Genomic DNA, 16,618 nt, shown 5'->3' with positions numbered 1-16,618 from the left:
GGCGGTGTGGTATCCACTAGAGTTTGGCTTTTGAGCTGTAGTGATGTTTTTCATCACTACAGGCATCGAAATCAGGCCTAGCTGGATTTCAGGCGCGGAACTGCGCCTCCACACTCTGAAAAACCTGAGGCTCCACCTCAGGTTCATAAGCCATCCATACTCAAAAATACCGCGAGGTAATCATTTTCTTTTTCGTATAAAATTCAACACCGTCTTTCCCGTTGGCATGCAAGTCGCCATAGAAGGAATCCTTCCAGCCTGAGAAGGGGAAGAAGGCCATCGGCGCAGGCACTCCAACATTGACACCAAGCATCCCTGCTTCTACTTCCTCGCGGAATTGGCGCACTGCCTTCGCATTCTCCGTGTAAATAACCGCTGAGTTCCCGAACCGTGACTGATTCACTAACTCCAGAGCGCTAGTCAAATCCGCCGCGCGGAATAACGACAAGACAGGCCCGAATATCTCCTCTTTGGCAATCGTCATCTCCGGTTTGACATGATCGAATATCGTGGCTCCGAGGAAGAACCCCTCTCCTTCACACGCTTCAACTGTTCTCCCGTCGATCAGTAGATCAGCACCTTCCGTGATCCCTTTCTCAATGTAGCTCGTGATCCGTGTACGCTGCTCATCTCGGATAATCGGAGTCAGTGTCACCTGCTCCTCCATCCCACTGCCAAGTACCAACTGAGCAGCAGCTTCCGTCAACCCGCCAACAAACGCATCCCCATCGCCAACAACAACGACAGCGGAACACGCCATACAGCGCTCACCAGCAGAACCGAAAGAAGACATGACGATATTCTCGATCGTTTTCTCCTGATGGGCATCGGGCATGACGATATGATAGTTTTTGGCGCCTGCGAGGGCTTGCACTCTTTTACCAGCAGCGGATGCTCGTTCATACACATACTTAGCCACTGGCTGCGAGCCAACGAAGGATACGGCTTTGACAGAAGGGGACGACGTCAGCTCATTAACCACGTCATGGGCACCATGCACGACATTGAGCACACCATCAGGAAGACCAGCTTCTTGGAGCAATGCGGCTAATTTCATCGCGGTCAACGGTGTGCGTTCGGAAGGCTTCAAGACGAAGGTGTTCCCAAGTGCAATGGCAAGCGGAAACATCCAGCATGGCACCATCATGGGGAAGTTAAATGGTGTAATACCTCCGACTACGCCTAATGGCACCCGAAATAACTCGGAATCCATTTCCGCAGAAATATTAGCGAGTGTCGTCCCCATCATGTGGGACGGTGCACCAGCTGCAAATTCTACGCACTCAATGCCGCGAAGCACTTCACCAAGTGCCTCTTTGTAGCTTTTCCCGTTCTCTCGGGTAATCAATTCAGCAAGTTCATGCTCGTGAGCTTGAAGCAGCTGCCAATAATGAAATAAGACGCGTGCACGTTTGGGAACAGGTGTTCTACTCCATGTTTCAAACGCATCTTGTGCAGCAGCTACAGCTTGCTTAACATCCTCAGCTGAAGAAAGTGGCACACGCGCAATCACTCCTCCTGTTGCAGGATTGATGACATCACTCATTTCCCCACTTGTTGCGTCTACCCAAACGCCGTTAATTAAATTTTGCAGGTCCGTCATCGCCGTTCATCTCCTGGGGCAATAAATTTTCTCCACAAGTCATTGGACACATTGTATAATAGGGTTCATTCCCTTACTTTTCGCAATTACGTTAACTTTCCTTACATGAAAGTGGTGATTTCGCTTGGTACAGACCCTATTGCAATTAACCGTGCACGATATTCTGCAGCGCCCGCTCTTTCAGAAGGCCGAAACCATTGCTACGGAAGAAGCACTGGCCCGTAAAGTTCGCTGGGTTCACATCATGGAAGTTACGCAAGTCGGTCACCTTTTGAACGGAAATGAGCTTATTCTTAGCACGGGAATTGGTTGGCAGGACAATGAGGAAACAAGCCTTTCGTTCTTGCAGCAATTAATTGACAGCGGTGCTTCCGGTCTTTGTATCGAGCTAGGCACCTATACGAAGCATCCGCTAGAAAGCATGAAGGCACTTGCCCTTCAAGCAAATTTTCCGCTTATTTTTTTCCATGAGGAAGTCCGTTACATTGATATCACGCAGGATTTACATACGCATTTCATTCACCAGCATCACAAAATGGTTTCCGATCTAGAATCCCTCTCCACCAAGCTCAATCAACTGCTTTTGTCAGGCAAAGGCTTGCACCCACTTCTCAAACTGCTGCACGAGACGACGCAAGCGCAGGTCGCTTTCTTCCCATTCGATACGGATTCCTCCGTATTCGTCCCTTCGCTTCCCAAATCAGATGGTGCTGCGTTTTATGAGAAATGGATTTACGGCGAAATGTTTCACCTTTTCGATGTCAAAAACAAGCTTGCTCATCGCCCCATTCTCGCACTAGAACATTTGTTCGCAGACCTACTTTTATATGCCGAACAAGAGCTGAGCGAGTACCAAATCCTTGCTTTGGATCGATGTGCGACCGCTATTGCCCAAGAGATGATGCGTACGACCTATATCGAAGAGAAAACCCGTTACAAACAGGATCTATGGGTGACCGATTGGTTAGTCGGCAAGCATTCGCTTCAGGATATTCGTGACTATGTCATGACCATCAAGCCTCCGATGAAACTAGGTCCAATCATCTTATGTGTCTTCGATAAAGCCGCAGGAAGCAATAGTTCCAGAGAGCAGGAAACACTCCTAATTCAGAAACAAATGATCGCCCGCTCCTTATTTGAAAGAGAAGGCTTTTATTTACTCCCAACGGTGTACGAGCACCGGATCGTCTTCATCCTCATAGATCAAATGCCTTCTGGTACTAGTCATGAACGAATTTTACGTACGATCCAACGCTTTCATAAAACACAAGAAACACTGCTGTTTCCGACGCTAATGGGGATTGGCCAATCAATTAGCGATCCGCTCCAAATTCAAGTCAGTTATGAAACTGCCCTACAAACGTTAGAGATCCAGAAAGATATCGGCGTTCTCCCGAAGCCTTTCTATCACGAACTTCATATCTACAAAGTGATCCTACTCATGAAGCAAACTGGAGAACTTACTTCCTTCATAGACGGTTATCTCAATGGGATTATCGCCTATGATCACGAGAAAAATGGCCAGCTATTGAAAACATTGCACATGTATCTAGCGCTATCCGGCTCAAAACAGGAAACAGCCAAGGAACTGTTCATCGTTCGGCAAACGTTATACCATCGGCTGGACAAAATTGCTGCGATCCTCGGAGACGACTTCATGCAGCCACAGAAGCGAATCGCACTGGAACTCGCCATGCATGGCTATGAATATTTGAACGGAGCCATCCATTAAGCTTTGGTTTTGCCCTGTGACAATAGTACATTAACGTAGTACTTCCTGGCGTTCGCCGTCGTCAAATGAAGCCTCGCGGTTTCACCGCCGGGGTGCTCGAGGTCTAGCCATGCCCCTTCTAGATCCTCGAGCACGCCGACTATTTTGAATTTCTGCGCGACGTAGCCGTCAAGTTTCTGCTTTTCCGATTGAAAAAGCTCAAATTCAGACATAAGGAGTACCTCCTTGAACCGTTTCCTTCTTCGGTTGAGTCACCTGCGAGGAAAATGAAACATATGTTCCCCTCTTGATGAATTGACCATTTCCCGCTTCTCCTACGAACTGTTTATCCCGAATGACATAGGCTCCACGCGACAATACCGTCACGGGCTCCCCAGTAATTTCAATCCCTTCGAACGGATTATAATCCACATTCATATGGTGGGTTTCGGCGGAAATCGTGCGTTTCGCATTCGGATCAAAAATCACAATATCCGCGTCCCCGCCGACCGCAATCGTCCCCTTTTTCGGAAACAAACCAAACAGCTTGGCGCTTCGCGTCGACACAATATCCACGAACTGATTCAGCGTAATTCGGCCTTTCCCCACCCCTTCAGAGAACAGAATAGAGAAACGATCCTCGATACAAGGTCCACCGTTGGGAATTTTGCTGAAGTCGCCGAGCCCTAAATCTTTTTGACCGTTAAAATTAAACGAGCATTGATCCGAGCCGACCGTCTGCAGCTGCCCCGTTTTCAACGCATTCCACAGCACGTCTTGGTGAAACTTCGGCCGAAGTGGTGGAGACCACACGTATTTCGCGCCTTCAAAGTCAGGCTTTTCCAAATAGGATTGATCAAGCATCAGATACTGCGGACACGTTTCTCCCCAGATATCGACACCGCGATTCCGCGCCTCTGTAATTTGCTGCACAGCCTCTTCACACGTCACATGCACCACATAAAGCTGAGAGTTGGCTAATGCGGTGAGTTTGGCAGCACGCCCTGTCGCTTCCCCTTCAATCAAGGATGGCCGAGTCAGCGCGTGATAAATTGGATCAGTCTGACCCGCTTCAAGCGCTTCTTTAATCAAATACTCAATCACATCGCCATTCTCCGCATGTACCATAACGAGTGCACCGTGCTTTTTCGCCTCAAGCAAAGTCCTATATAGGGTGCCGTCATCCGCTTGAAAGACATTCTTATACGCCATAAAAACCTTCAGTGACGTGATACCTTCATCATGAATCATGCTCGGTAACTCAGCCAGCACCTCATCATTGATTTCCGCAATCATGAGATGGAAGCTATAGTCGATGACAGCTTTGCCTTCTGCTTTCTGATGCCATGTCTGAACAGACTGACTAAGCGGTTTCCCTTTATTCGTCAGGCAAAAATCAATCACAGTCGTCGTTCCGCCAAAGGCAGCAGCTATCGTGCCTGTCTCGAAATCATCAGCAGTGACCGTCCCGCCAAATGGCATATCCAGATGCGTATGCGGATCAATACCGCCAGGAAAAACATATTTTCCTGTGACATCTACAATCTCTGCGCCTTCACGTGAAAGGTTCAAACCAATCCCGGTAATCAACCCATCTTCGATGAGAATATCCCCTTGATAGTGATCCGTTGCAGTGACAATCGTTCCATTCTTAATGAGTTTGGCCATGACTACACAGCCTCCTTCTTATCGGCATCTTTTCCCTCTGTCAGCTTGGCAACAGCCGTTTGACGTTCGTTCCACGTCATTGGCTCCTCGGTCCCCTTCACCTCAACCATCGAGATCGCACCATCTACGGGGCACACAATCGCGCATAAATTACACCCTACACAGTCCTCTTCCCTCACTTGCAAAAAGGACTTCCCTTGCTCATCCGTATGTCGCTCAATGCATTGATGCGAGGTATCCTCGCAGGCAATATGGCACTTATTGCAGTTAATACACGTTTCCGTGTCGATCTTGGCAACTACGGCATAGTTCAAATCCAAATTTCCCCAATCCGCATAGCGCGGGACGGATTTACCGATCAACTCGGAGACACTGGCTAGCCCTTTTTCATCCAAATAGTTATTCAATCCATCGATCATATCCTCCACGATCCGGAAGCCATGATGCATGGCGGCTGTGCACACTTGAACACCTGTTGCGCCCATGAGCATAAATTCAACCGCATCGCGCCAATTGGAAATACCGCCAATGCCGGAAATTGGAATATTGACCCCTGGATTACGCGCGCAATCTGCGACCATATGAAGGGCAATGGGCTTCACAGCAGGACCGCAATAACCGCCATGTGAGCCTTTGCCGCCAACATGAGGAATGGTGTTCCATGAGTCAATGTCGACACCTGCCAACGAGTTTATCGTGTTGATGAGCGAGATCGCATCTGCCCCGCCACGAACCGCCGCTAAAGCGGTGCTTGTGATATCTGTGATGTTCGGTGTCAGTTTCACGATCACGGGCGTCTGGGCCGCTTCCTTCGCCCACATCGTCTGCGCCTCCACAAGATCAGGCTGCTGCCCGGATGCCGCTCCCATGCCACGCTCCGCCATACCATGCGGACATCCGAAATTCAGTTCAAGTCCGTCTACGCCAACGGCTTCGACCTTTTTGACGATCTCGTGCCACTTGTCACGCTTGGGCTCAACCATTAAGGACACGACCAGTGTATGATTCGGAAATCGCTTCTTCGTTTCATAGATTTCCTTGAGATTAACCTCAAGCGGACGATCGGTGATCAACTCGATATTGTTAAAGCCCGCAACGCGTTGTCCGTTGAAATGGACAGCAGCGAAACGCGAGGATGTATTGATAATCGGATCGCCAAGCGTTTTCCACACGGCGCCACCCCATCCCGCTTCAAAAGCCCGCTGAACCTGATACCCCGTGTTCGTTGGCGGAGCCGATGCCAACCAGAAAGGGTTGGGTGACACAATTCCAGCTAGATTCGTTCGTAAATCAGCCATGCTGAATCCCTCCTGATTCTGAAGTAACCCTACCTATGCTGATGCCTCTTGCTCCTTCACCAACTGCTTGTAAATCGCGTAAGCCACTAATTTGCCTTGTTGTGCTGCCGACACGACCATGGCTTCACCCTGTCCATCTCCGAAAATAACATCACCAGCTGCGAACACCTTCGGATTCGATGTCATGCCTGCAGCTGTGTCTACCAATGTCACGGTGCCTCGTGAATGAGCGAGTCCGAACTGCTCGATCAGCGAGATATGTTTCGTCTGACCGATCGCCTTGATCACCGCGTCCACGTCGATGACAAATTCAGAATCTGCAAGGGGGACTGGTCGTTTACGCCCTCCATCTGTCTCAAGAAGCTCCATCCGTACACACTCGATGCCAATGACGTTCCCCTGCGCATCACCGAGGATCCGTTTCGGCGCCGTTAACCACTGAAAGGCGACGCCATCAAGCTTCGCAAACTCATATTCGAAATCATACGCTGTCATTTCTTCTTGTGTTCGTCTGTACACGATTTGCACGTTGTCTGCCCCAAGCCGGACTGAGCACGTTGCTGCATCTATGGCGGTATTCCCAGCACCAATCACCGCAATCCGCTTCCCAATGAAAGACTCATCGAGATCTGGGGCCGTTTTCGTCGACTCTACGAAATCAATGGCATCATAGACACCGGTCAGTTCTTCTCCATCGATGCCTAGCAGGGGTACTTTAGACATCCCAACCGCGAGTACCACTGCATCGTAATCACTTAGCAATTCAGCAGCACTCACATCCACTCCGACACGCGTGTTCATCCGAAACTCCACACCAAGCTGCCTGACTTGCTCGACCTCCCAAAGCGAGATTTCCTGCGGCAGCCGGAACGATACGATGCCATACGTATCCAAGCCGCCAGCTTGCTCCTTGGCTTCGAACACGGTGACTTTAAAACCGAAGCGTGCTAGCTCACGAGCTGCCGCAAGTCCCGCAGGTCCGCTGCCCACGATTGCAACTGTTTTACCGTTACTTGTCCCTGCTTTAAATAAAATCTGTTCATTCTTAATGGCCCAGTCGGTTGCATACCGCTGCAACTGACCAATCAGGATAGGCTTGGACGAATGATTGAGAACACAAGCCCCTTCGCATAATTCCTCTGTGGGACATACTCTCGAACAGGAAGCGCCAACTGGATTGGCATCCATAATCGTCCTGGCGGAGCCTTTTAGATTGCCGGAGGCAATCTTTTTAATAAAGGAAGGAATATCAATGCCTGTCGGACAGGCGTGTGTGCAAGGAGCGTCATAACAGAATAAGCAGCGGTTGGATTCTTCGATCGCCTCTTTGGGCTTCATGCCTGCCTTCACTTCCGCAAAATTACGCTTCAACTCCGTCAGCGAAATAAATGTCGTACCCATCTTCGCTCCTCCTCCCTCATTCAAAGTTGCGTGATTTGATCATACGTTTCAGGCCTGCGGTCTCGATAAAACTGCCACACGTTTCGAACCTCACGAATCAACGATTTGTCCATTTCCCCAATGATTACTTCGTCTTGATCCCGACTGCCTATTGTAACGATGGACCCCCGCGGATCCACTAAGTACGACTGTCCATAAAACTCACCCATGTTCCACGGCGCTTCCGTTCCAACCCGATTAATTGCAGCTACGTAATACCCATTGGCTACCGCATGCGCGGGCTGTTCAAGCTTCCACAGATACTCTGATGTGCCTGCAACGGTAGCAGATGGGTTAAACACGATCTCTGCACCCCCAAGTCCAAGAGCTCTTGCTCCTTCAGGAAAGTGACGATCATAGCAAATGTATACACCGACTTTTGCAAAAGTGGTATGAAACACAGGATATCCGAGATTGCCCGGCTTAAAATAATACTTCTCCCAGAATCCGCAGGACCCGCCTCCTGCCGCAACGTGAGGGATATGATGTTTCCGGTACTTCCCTAGATAAGCCCCATCCGCATCAATGACTGCCGCAGTATTGTAATAAGAGGCAATTCCCTCCCTCTCGTAAATCGGGAGAATAATGACGATACCTAGTTCCTTTGCTACACTTTGAAAAAGCTTTGTCGTCGGTCCATTTGGGATTTCCTCAGCCGCATCGTACCATTTGGTCGTTTGCTCTGCGCAAAAGTAGGGACCGTAGAAGATCTCCTGTAAGCACACGATTTGCGCTCCCTGAGCAGCCGCCTTGCGTACTAAGCCAAGATGCTTCTGAATGGCCTGCTCTTTATGTTCGGCGATCGGTGCATCTCCATGCACGTCATGTGAGGCTTGAATGAGACCGATGCTGACGATACTCATGTTTGGAAGCCCCCTTTGTCTACAACAATCTGGCGAGCGGTTCGGAATAATAGCTCCGTCCCCAAAGTAATATCCTCTGGGCTAGCATATTCCTTCGGATTGTGGCTAATGCCCTCTAGGCAGCGCACGAAAATCATGCCGTAATCGCACACGTAGGACATGGTTAGCGAATCATGGAATGGCCCGCTCATGAGCTCAGGCGGTTTCATGCCCATCATGCCTGCTTCTTTGTGCAGCGCATCTTTGATCCAATTCGCACAATAGCGAGGATCGCTATTCGTATCTTCTCGAATTGTATAGGTGAGCCCATGTTCGCAAGCTACATTCTTAATAACACTAAGGAGCTCAGCTTCAAGCGCATTTCGCCGACAGATGTCGATGTCGCGTAAATCAATCGTAAAGCTGACCTTTTCTGGGATGATGTTGCGAGAATCAGGAAATACCCTGAGTGAGCCGACGGTACCAACCGTTGGGGCGCTTGGTTCACGACAAACAAGTTCGTTAAGTGCAACGATGATCTTGGCACTGCCTAGCAGAGCATCATGCCGCATCGACATTGGCACGGAGCCGGCATGACCCGCGAATCCTGTCATTTCTACTGTGAGCCATAATGGACCAGAGATTCCGCTCACGATACCAATCGGCTCATCGAGCGATTCCAAGACAGGACCTTGTTCGATATGCAGCTCCAGAAAAGCACCAATCCGGCCCTCTTGGAACGTATAGCCTTCGAAATCAGCAGGATCGCATCCGAATTCCAACAGTGCTTCTCGGCGGGTAACGCCGTTTTTGTCCGTACGCTCCAACTCATCCGCTTCGAGTTTACCGGTCATGCCCCTAACGCCAAATAGACCTTTATTGAAGCGACTGCCTTCTTCATCACAGAAAGCAACCACTTCAACATTGCAAGCGGGTGTTACACCTTGTTCCACCATCGTTTGCACAGCTTCAATCGCGCCAAGCACACCGATCGCCCCATCAAATCGCCCCCCATACGGCTGTGAATCCACATGAGATCCGAGCATGAGGACAGGAGTCCCCGAATCACTCCCGCGCCAAACGCCAATCAGGTTAGCGAAAGGGTCGATATATGCCTCCATCCCGGCCTCTTCCATCCAGGATTTCACAAGTTCCACACCTGCACGATCTTCCTTCGAGAGAGCAAGTCTGCAAACGCCTGTTTCGCCGATTTTCCCAATTTGCGCCAGATCATGAATATGCTGTCCAAGACGTTCTGCGTTGATTTGGATAAGTGGCATTGTCGACAAGTCCGATCATCCTTTCTCTTGCTCGTTACCAAACACACTGAGTAAGGTTTCGATTATGAAATTTACATCTTCATCTGTAGAGGATAACGGGGGACTGAGTGTAAGGATATTGGCATAGCCAGGAACGGTATCCCCATTCTTACCGACGAGCAGCCCCTTGCTTTTACAGGCTAGAATAAGATGAGTTACCCGTTCTACCGAAGCGGGAATCATCGATTTACGATCCTCTACCAATTCAATGCCCATGGCCGATCCAAAAATACGAATTTCTCCTACATGAGGATGTTCATTCAATGGTTCTAAACGAACTCTGAATGCTTGCCCAATCTCAGCAGATCGTTCAACAAGCCCCTCACGTTCAATAATGGCGAGATTCGCTAAGGCCACTTTACAAGAAACAGGATTTCCACCAAACGTATTAACATGTCTAAAATGGCTAGTCGCTTCTTTCTCTTTGAAAGAATCGTATAATTCAGCTGATACAGCGGTGGCTGATAGAGGTGAATAGGCGCTTGTTAACCCTTTGGCCATCGTGATGATGTCGGGTCTTACCCCATAATTCTGATGTCCGAAGGGCTTGCCCGATCGCCCAAAACCGCAAATGACTTCATCTACGATCAGCAGCACATCATATTTATCACAAATGCTTCTAACCGCCGGTAAATAACCGTCATGAGGAACAAGCATTCCCCCGCCAGTAATAACAGGCTCCATGATCACACCAGCAACGGAATCGGCTCCTTCCCACACGATGGCATTCTCGATCGCTTTGGCACATTGTAAGGAGCAAGTCTCTTTCGTCTGCCCAAAAGGGCACCGATAACAATAAGGCGGGGGCACGTGCTGGAAGCCCACCCCAAGCGGTTCATATTTTAACTTACGTTGCGCTTGACCCGTGGCTCCTAGTGCTCCCATGGAATTTCCATGATACGCGCGATGACGCGAAATGAACTTATGTTTACTCGGTTTTCCATTTTGATGGTGATATTGACGGGCGATTTTGAACGCGACTTCATTCGCGTCTGATCCTGAATTGGAGTAAAAAATACGGTACTCCCCTTCAAGCCATTCATTTAATTTCGCCGCTAACTCAATAGCTGGTATATGGGATTGAACTAGTGTCGCATAAGCAATTTTCATCATTTGATCAGCGGCTGCTTCAGCAATTTCCCGCCTTCCATGACCGACATTCACGCACCATAACCCTGACATACCGTCTAAATAACGATTGCCATCAATATCTGTCACCCAACTTCCCTCGCCCGAAGCGATGATCATGGGATTCTCATTATGGGCAGACATATGATGCCAAACATATTTGCGATCCTTCTCTAGCAGTTCCTCTTTAACCAATGGATCTACGCCATCCTGAGCACTCATAAGCAGTCCCTCCATCTCTTGTCCATTCATTCATACACTATTTCTATGATCAAAAAGAGGATGTCATCCCTAGCTTAAGTTGTTATTTTTCAATTGGTAGATTTGGTTTTGGCTGTGTAATAAATTGGAGGTAAAAAGAAAGATAACCTTAGCCTTGTTTAAAAGTTACGCTTCAGAGGATTCACTTCCCTCGTTAACAGACTTTCGAATTGCAGCGGTTATTTCCTGAAAAAGTGGAGATTCACGCGTTTGCAAAGTGCGATCATTACCTAAGGGGACCTGGTGAATCGCATGCACACGACCTGGATTTGCGGATAAGACGATAATTCGATTCGAGAGGAATACGGCTTCGGTTGTACTTCGAGTGACAAAAACGATGGTTTTGTTCATTTTCTTCTTCATTTCCAGTAAGTCGAGTTGTAATTTATCTTTCGTATATTCATCTAAGGTTGAGAAGGGTTCATCCATGAATAGTATGGGAGGATCGAGGGATAACGCACGGGCTATAGCGACTCTAATTTGCATACCAACACTGAGCTGCCAGGGGTAATAATCCTTAAATTTAGTTAAACTGACTGTTTCGAGTAAGTGGTCTACCCGATCTTGGTACGTATGTCTTGACTGTTCGTGAACTTCAAGCGGCAGCTCGATATTCTCTCGTACAGTCCGCCACTCAAATAAGTTAGGTGTGCGAAAAATGATACCAAATTTACGGCGCAGCCGTACTTCCTTAGGGTGTTCCTTCTGAATCGTAATCTGCCCACTGGAGGGCTGTAAGAGATCAGCCATAAGTCGAAGCAACGTTGATTTGCCACAAACTGAAGGTCCTAATAACGTGACGAATTCATTCTGTTCAACATCGAAGGTAATGTTCTGAAGGACGGTCACTTGCCTCCCTTTTTTTCCGAACACCATACCGACGTCATCCAACGAAATTTCCACTTTCTGACGGGAAAAGTCTGAATTCACCGGGTTCCTCCTTCTATCTGCTGATCATCGCGTTATCTATCTGTGAGTATTAATAACTCTATATGTTATATTATATCTTGAATTTCATCATTTTCATTATACATTCTGTTCCTAAATTAGCATGTTTATTTGACATAGTGTAAACTCATTCGTTAATTTCTGGACCAGGGGTTGGTGGGTTAGTTACATAGTTGTCTTTTGTTTACATAACTAATGTTCTGTAAACAAATTATCAACCCAACCTTTATATCCATATATTGTTCATATTCTCTATTTCTTCAATTTGATAGAATGTCTAAGTAAACACATTCGACATCTAGGAGGAAGACTATGAAAAAGATCATTCTTACAACAGTTGTTGCTACGAGTCTCATGTTCAGTGGAATGGCGAATGCCGCGCCCTCCAATTCGTACATAGCTACGGATTCCGACACCTTCTGGTCCATTTCACAGAAGTTTAATGTGCCCCTATCCGATCTTATCGCAAGTAATCCAAATGTGAATGCAGATAACATTTATGAAGGCGTTAACATTTCAATTCCTTCGAAAGCGACTCCCAAAGCTAGTTGGGAAGTCAAAGCTGATGCAATCATCGCAATTGGGATGAAGCAGCTTGGTGTACCTTATGTTTTTGGCGGCAGCACACCTTATGTAGCCTTTGATTGTTCGGGTTTTGTACAATATGCGTTTAATCAGCAAGGATTTAATTTACTTCATTCTGCGGCTTTACAAAGTCAATTAGGAACACCTGTGGAGAAAAGCAACCTTCGAAAAGGAGATTTAGTTTTTCTACAAGGAACCTATACAACTGGTGTTTCCCATGTCGCTATCTATCTAGGCAATAATCAAATTCTTCAAGCAGGAACAATGGGAACACGAGAAGTGAAAGTCAGTACTTTGTTTGGTACGCCCTATTATGATGAGCATTATTGGGGAGCACGTCGTTTGATTAACTAACTACGAACGAAGCTTCTATCGCAGTCCTTTGTTGAGCCAAAACTACAATTGGTGCGATTTGGAGCAATTCCAAAAACCAGTTAACAGCCGCAACATCGGATTGTTAACTGGTTTTATACATACTTATATTAACTGGAAAATGTACAGCTATTTATGAGGAACTTCCTCGAAAACTCGATTTAACTGGAAAATACGTAGTTAATTCCTCCACTTTTGTTCACATCGGATAAAATGGTTAAAATTAACTGGAGGTTATCCATTTATTCTGCATTTGTTCAGAATATCAGAAGATTTAACTACAGAAAATCCATCTATTTACTTACTTCTAAACTTTCCCCCTTCTCAACGCCACTCCACACATTTACGACGCACTATCCCGTAACAGTTGGTTCTAAAACAGTCAGTTTATTCGCATACGTATCGAGTTCAGCCATTGCCCCAATGGGAATAGCCGCTTTGTATAAGCCATGAGCCGTACTAAAGTTAGTCAAAAGTGGTTTTCCTAAAGGCACGATGATCCCCGCAATTAAATCATTATAGGAAGTTGCATAGGAAGTGGTACAATTCGTGCATTGTCCCATCACAATCCCCACGCAATCTCGAAATTTCCCCGCCAAAATTAATTGTGTCAAATAGCGATATATCGCATTCGTCGGTTCATGTGTCTCTTCAATGACGATTATTTTACCAACAGTATCTACTTCGAAAGGTGTCCCGAGTGTCCCAACGAATGAGGTGAGATTCCCACCAACAATTCGCCCTCTCACCGTACCCTTTACTAGGCCATTCAACGGCATACTAGGTGGATTTTGAATAACTCTAGGGCTTACAAGCGTGGAAGTCGCCGCATAGAATTGATCGAAATTATAGGCTGGTGTATTGGAGTTAAAATCAATTAACAACAGGCTTTGAAACGTAATGAGATTGGCAAATTGAAATAAAATATTTAATAAAATCGTAATATCACTGTATCCCGTTACGATTTTCGGGTGACTATTAATGAGAGGATAATCAAGAAGCGGCAAAATATCCTTAACCCCCGTACCACCTCGAGAGGGGAGAATCATTTTTACCTTCGGATTGACAAACATACTCATCAGGTCTTCTGCTCGCTGTTCTGCTGTCGCTGCAACGATCCCTCCATACGCGTATGCGTATTTGCCTACGACAACATTAAAACCCATGTCTCCGAGCGTCCCTATTCTAGCATCAATCGTGCTCGCATCAAGTGGGCTTCCTAAAGTAACAATGCCAATGGTATCTCCACTTTGTAAGATGGGTGGGCGTATTGCCATCGCTATACCTCCTACCAATGACATTGTGTGAAAAAGGAACTTCCCCTCAATCCCTTTTATGCTCCGAATTAGCGAATTATGACAATCCCCCTCAGATTCCCATACCTACTGGAATAAATGCGGATACACGATTCATGGCTTCCTGCTTTTGTTTATCCCCCACGTGTGTGTATATTTGCGTCGTTTGAATACTGGCATGTCCAAGCAACTCTTGCAGCGTTCGGATATCCGTGCCAGCTAACACTTGCATCGTTGCAAATGTGTGCCTTAGCTTATGGCTAGAGAATGATTTCCCTTGCAGCTCCATATATTGCCCTTTTAATTGCTCAAATTGCTTCTCAGCAATCGATTGAATCATTCGTATGCTAATACGCCGACCGAATTGGGATACAAAGAACGGCTGCTCGCTCCCACTCCTCGCTTCCAGTCGCTCAACTAGCGCGCGCTCAAGCACCTGTACGATTTCACTGGGAAGCGGGATCACACGCCACTTGCGCCCTTTCCCTAAGACCATCAATGAATTCGTGCCGCGATTAAAATCCGAAACGTTCATCCGATTCAATTCACTGACGCGAAGTCCCGCATAGCTCATCAAGAGGAACATCGCTACATTGCGAATCTGGTATTTCCCTTCGATCGATTGTAGAAAAACAGAAAGTAGCTCCTCACTCAGAAAGGTCGGAACTGAATTCTTCTCTACCTTCGATTTCTTGACTACGATAGAAGGATTGTACTTCACCATCTGCAATTCGATGAGTGCTGAGAAAAATGTTCGGATCGATGAGAGGTAGCGATTCCTCGCGGCATCTCCTGCCCCACCTTGGCGCATCTTCGTCAAAAAGCGCATGATATCAATCGCTTCAATCGTAGACAACTCTTTCTCTCCTAGGGTCGCGAGAAATAAACGAACATCCCCCAAGTACGCTTGTTGTGTTCGTTTCGTGAACCCTTGATCCTTCATCCAGGTATCAAAAAGCTCCAAATAGTCGTCATCATATGTGAATCTAGTGTCCATTCTAGTAAACTCCGTTCCTTACAAACTAAATTGCGTTAAATATAGATTTAGTGCAATTTTTCGAGATGAAAAATCGCTTATTCTTAGACTCAGAACCAGTTTCGTTACACTGGTCATTTACTAGAGTTAAGAATAAGCGTATTGTTGGGAAAACCTCAGAAGTACCGATTAATCCCGCGGATACTCCACCTTCATAATATCCATAAACGGCACCTTATCCAACTCGCCTTTGCAATCCATATGTACTCTTCCTGTACGTGAATCCATCGTCGAGATCGTGCCTCGCACGGTTTCTTCGCGTCCCCAAACCGTTAACACAATCTCGGAATTCTCCATCTTCGCTTCCGACAACTGGTTCCCGATTTCTTCTAAAACGAATTCATCACGTGTAGGCCGCTTCGCTACCTTTGCTTTTGCCATCCCCTATTCTCCTCCATGTTCCGTCAGTTGGACGGCGTAATAATTTCTTTCACACGGCCGACTTGGCCATCTGTGAGTCTTACTTTTATACCATGAGGATGTGTAGGTGAGTTCGTTAATAAATCCTTCACGATCCCGCGTGTAAGTTTCCCGCTTCTTTGATCTTGCTTTAACACGATGTTCACTTCTCTGCCAGGTACAACATCTTTCCGATTTTGTCCATTCATGCTGCCTAAGTCGCCTGCTTTCATGCCATAATGTTGATTCATTATACCATAGTTTCCCCATCTGCCCCATCTCGATGAAGGAATTTACCTCGAATATTTAATTAATGACATTAATAATTTATCTCATTAAATTAAAATATGACACAAAATAAACCTGATTCTCTGCCTCAGGTCCTTTGTAAAAACCCAATCTGAAGTGTATAGGGAGGGTTATCCATGTTTCAAGTTAAACAGGCGAGCATATTCTTCCCAAACATAAAGAGTATTGCAAAAAGAGGATGGTTGAATTTTCTAACAGACATGACAGCCTCTAATAGCTAAAAATGAGGCCGTTTTGATTTTTAATGGACACCAGAAGCGTTATTGACTGATTTGTGTGCCAACATGTGTGGCAAGGGACTGAATAACGGCCATGGCGGCCGTTAGCATTTGGACTCCCTGCTTTTCTTACTAAATAACGGCTCTCCTGTCCGTAACGCAGAAAAAAATGAAAGCTAACTTGCA

The 16,618-nt window shown here is 46.8% G+C and carries 15 protein-coding genes; 2 read left to right on the top strand and 13 right to left on the bottom strand.

Features of this window, described 5'->3' with window-relative positions; genetic code table 11:
- Positions 1–160: 160 nt before the first annotated feature.
- Complete coding sequence (locus tag GC096_RS31795; protein WP_171635950.1) at positions 161–1,603, bottom strand: CoA-acylating methylmalonate-semialdehyde dehydrogenase; 1,443 nt, start codon at positions 1,601–1,603, stop codon at positions 161–163.
- A gap of 124 nt (positions 1,604–1,727) precedes the next feature.
- Here GC096_RS31795 and GC096_RS31790 point away from each other — a divergent pair, with 124 nt between their 5' ends.
- Positions 1,728–3,335, top strand: coding sequence for a PucR family transcriptional regulator (locus GC096_RS31790; RefSeq protein WP_171635948.1), 1,608 nt, complete (start codon positions 1,728–1,730; stop codon positions 3,333–3,335).
- Here the strand turns inward: GC096_RS31790 and GC096_RS31785 are convergent.
- The 8 genes from GC096_RS31785 to GC096_RS31750 all read right to left on the bottom strand — a co-directional run bounded on the left by GC096_RS31785 (position 3,332) and on the right by GC096_RS31750 (position 12,200).
- Complete coding sequence (locus GC096_RS31785) at positions 3,332–3,547, bottom strand: hypothetical protein (protein ID WP_171635946.1); 216 nt, start codon at positions 3,545–3,547, stop codon at positions 3,332–3,334. The two genes, GC096_RS31790 and GC096_RS31785, sit on opposite strands and share 4 nt — an antisense overlap.
- Positions 3,540–4,982: a dihydropyrimidinase gene (gene hydA, locus GC096_RS31780; protein ID WP_171635944.1), complete on the bottom strand. Its 1,443-nt coding sequence runs from the start codon at positions 4,980–4,982 to the stop codon at positions 3,540–3,542. The genes GC096_RS31785 and hydA overlap by 8 nt, the downstream gene beginning before the upstream one ends.
- A 2-nt stretch (positions 4,983–4,984) precedes the next feature.
- On the bottom strand, positions 4,985–6,280 hold the full coding sequence (gene preA / locus GC096_RS31775) for an NAD-dependent dihydropyrimidine dehydrogenase subunit PreA (protein WP_171635942.1): 1,296 nt from the start codon (positions 6,278–6,280) through the stop codon (positions 4,985–4,987).
- 33 nt (positions 6,281–6,313) lie between these two features.
- The gene (locus GC096_RS31770; RefSeq protein ID WP_171635940.1) at positions 6,314–7,681 is read right to left on the bottom strand and encodes an NAD(P)-dependent oxidoreductase; all 1,368 of its coding nucleotides are present in this window, start codon (positions 7,679–7,681) and stop codon (positions 6,314–6,316) included.
- 20 nt (positions 7,682–7,701) lie between these two features.
- Positions 7,702–8,583, bottom strand: coding sequence for a nitrilase-related carbon-nitrogen hydrolase (locus tag GC096_RS31765; RefSeq protein WP_171635938.1), 882 nt, complete (start codon positions 8,581–8,583; stop codon positions 7,702–7,704).
- Positions 8,580–9,842, bottom strand: a complete 1,263-nt coding sequence (locus GC096_RS31760; RefSeq protein WP_171636243.1) for a M20 family metallo-hydrolase — start codon at positions 9,840–9,842, stop codon at positions 8,580–8,582. Before GC096_RS31760 ends, GC096_RS31765 begins: the two co-directional genes overlap by 4 nt.
- A gap of 15 nt (positions 9,843–9,857) precedes the next feature.
- Positions 9,858–11,231 (bottom strand): aspartate aminotransferase family protein, encoded by a 1,374-nt coding sequence (locus GC096_RS31755; RefSeq protein WP_171635936.1) that lies wholly within the window; start codon positions 11,229–11,231, stop codon positions 9,858–9,860.
- A gap of 165 nt (positions 11,232–11,396) precedes the next feature.
- Positions 11,397–12,200: an ABC transporter ATP-binding protein gene (locus GC096_RS31750; RefSeq protein WP_312886382.1), complete on the bottom strand. Its 804-nt coding sequence runs from the start codon at positions 12,198–12,200 to the stop codon at positions 11,397–11,399.
- 330 nt (positions 12,201–12,530) lie between these two features.
- Between GC096_RS31750 and GC096_RS31745 the strand changes: the two genes are divergently transcribed.
- The gene (locus GC096_RS31745) at positions 12,531–13,157 is read left to right on the top strand and encodes a C40 family peptidase (protein WP_171635934.1); all 627 of its coding nucleotides are present in this window, start codon (positions 12,531–12,533) and stop codon (positions 13,155–13,157) included.
- Positions 13,158–13,528: 371 nt separating this feature from the next.
- Here the strand turns inward: GC096_RS31745 and GC096_RS31740 are convergent, their stop codons facing one another.
- The 4 genes from GC096_RS31740 to GC096_RS31725 form a co-directional block, all read right to left on the bottom strand.
- Entirely contained in the window at positions 13,529–14,452 is a 924-nt protein-coding gene (locus GC096_RS31740; RefSeq protein ID WP_171635932.1) for a S66 peptidase family protein, read from the bottom strand.
- 91 nt (positions 14,453–14,543) lie between these two features.
- A complete protein-coding gene (locus tag GC096_RS31735; RefSeq protein ID WP_171635930.1) occupies positions 14,544–15,467 on the bottom strand; it encodes a tyrosine-type recombinase/integrase in 924 nt (307 codons plus the stop codon).
- Positions 15,468–15,635: 168 nt separating this feature from the next.
- Positions 15,636–15,887: a YolD-like family protein gene (locus GC096_RS31730; protein WP_056625207.1), complete on the bottom strand. Its 252-nt coding sequence runs from the start codon at positions 15,885–15,887 to the stop codon at positions 15,636–15,638.
- 23 nt (positions 15,888–15,910) lie between these two features.
- Positions 15,911–16,114 carry a YwbE family protein gene (locus GC096_RS31725; RefSeq protein ID WP_056625563.1) on the bottom strand — a complete coding sequence of 68 codons (204 nt, stop codon included), beginning with the start codon at positions 16,112–16,114 and terminating at the stop codon, positions 15,911–15,913.
- Positions 16,115–16,618 lie beyond the last annotated feature (504 nt).

Origin of the sequence: Paenibacillus plantarum (assembly GCF_013141695.1) — a bacterium.
In the GTDB taxonomy this organism is placed as follows: Bacteria; Bacillota; Bacilli; order Paenibacillales; family NBRC-103111; genus Paenibacillus_E; species Paenibacillus_E plantarum.
This window is presented reverse-complemented; position numbering and strand designations above follow the sequence as displayed.

Coding starts and splice junctions, on each gene's coding strand:
- GC096_RS31795 (WP_171635950.1), bottom strand. CDS start 1,603: ATGACGGACCTGCAAAATTTAATTAACGGCGTTTGGGTAGACGCAACA.
- GC096_RS31785 (WP_171635946.1), bottom strand. CDS start 3,547: ATGTCTGAATTTGAGCTTTTTCAATCGGAAAAGCAGAAACTTGACGGC.
- hydA (WP_171635944.1), bottom strand. CDS start 4,982: ATGGCCAAACTCATTAAGAATGGAACGATTGTCACTGCAACGGATCAC.
- preA (WP_171635942.1), bottom strand. CDS start 6,280: ATGGCTGATTTACGAACGAATCTAGCTGGAATTGTGTCACCCAACCCT.
- GC096_RS31770 (WP_171635940.1), bottom strand. CDS start 7,681: ATGGGTACGACATTTATTTCGCTGACGGAGTTGAAGCGTAATTTTGCG.
- GC096_RS31765 (WP_171635938.1), bottom strand. CDS start 8,583: ATGAGTATCGTCAGCATCGGTCTCATTCAAGCCTCACATGACGTGCAT.
- GC096_RS31760 (WP_171636243.1), bottom strand. CDS start 9,842: ATGCCACTTATCCAAATCAACGCAGAACGTCTTGGACAGCATATTCAT.
- GC096_RS31755 (WP_171635936.1), bottom strand. CDS start 11,231: ATGAGTGCTCAGGATGGCGTAGATCCATTGGTTAAAGAGGAACTGCTA.
- GC096_RS31745 (WP_171635934.1), top strand. CDS start 12,531: ATGAAAAAGATCATTCTTACAACAGTTGTTGCTACGAGTCTCATGTTC.
- GC096_RS31740 (WP_171635932.1), bottom strand. CDS start 14,452: ATGGCAATACGCCCACCCATCTTACAAAGTGGAGATACCATTGGCATT.
- GC096_RS31735 (WP_171635930.1), bottom strand. CDS start 15,467: ATGGACACTAGATTCACATATGATGACGACTATTTGGAGCTTTTTGAT.
- GC096_RS31730 (WP_056625207.1), bottom strand. CDS start 15,887: ATGGCAAAAGCAAAGGTAGCGAAGCGGCCTACACGTGATGAATTCGTT.
- GC096_RS31725 (WP_056625563.1), bottom strand. CDS start 16,114: ATGAATGGACAAAATCGGAAAGATGTTGTACCTGGCAGAGAAGTGAAC.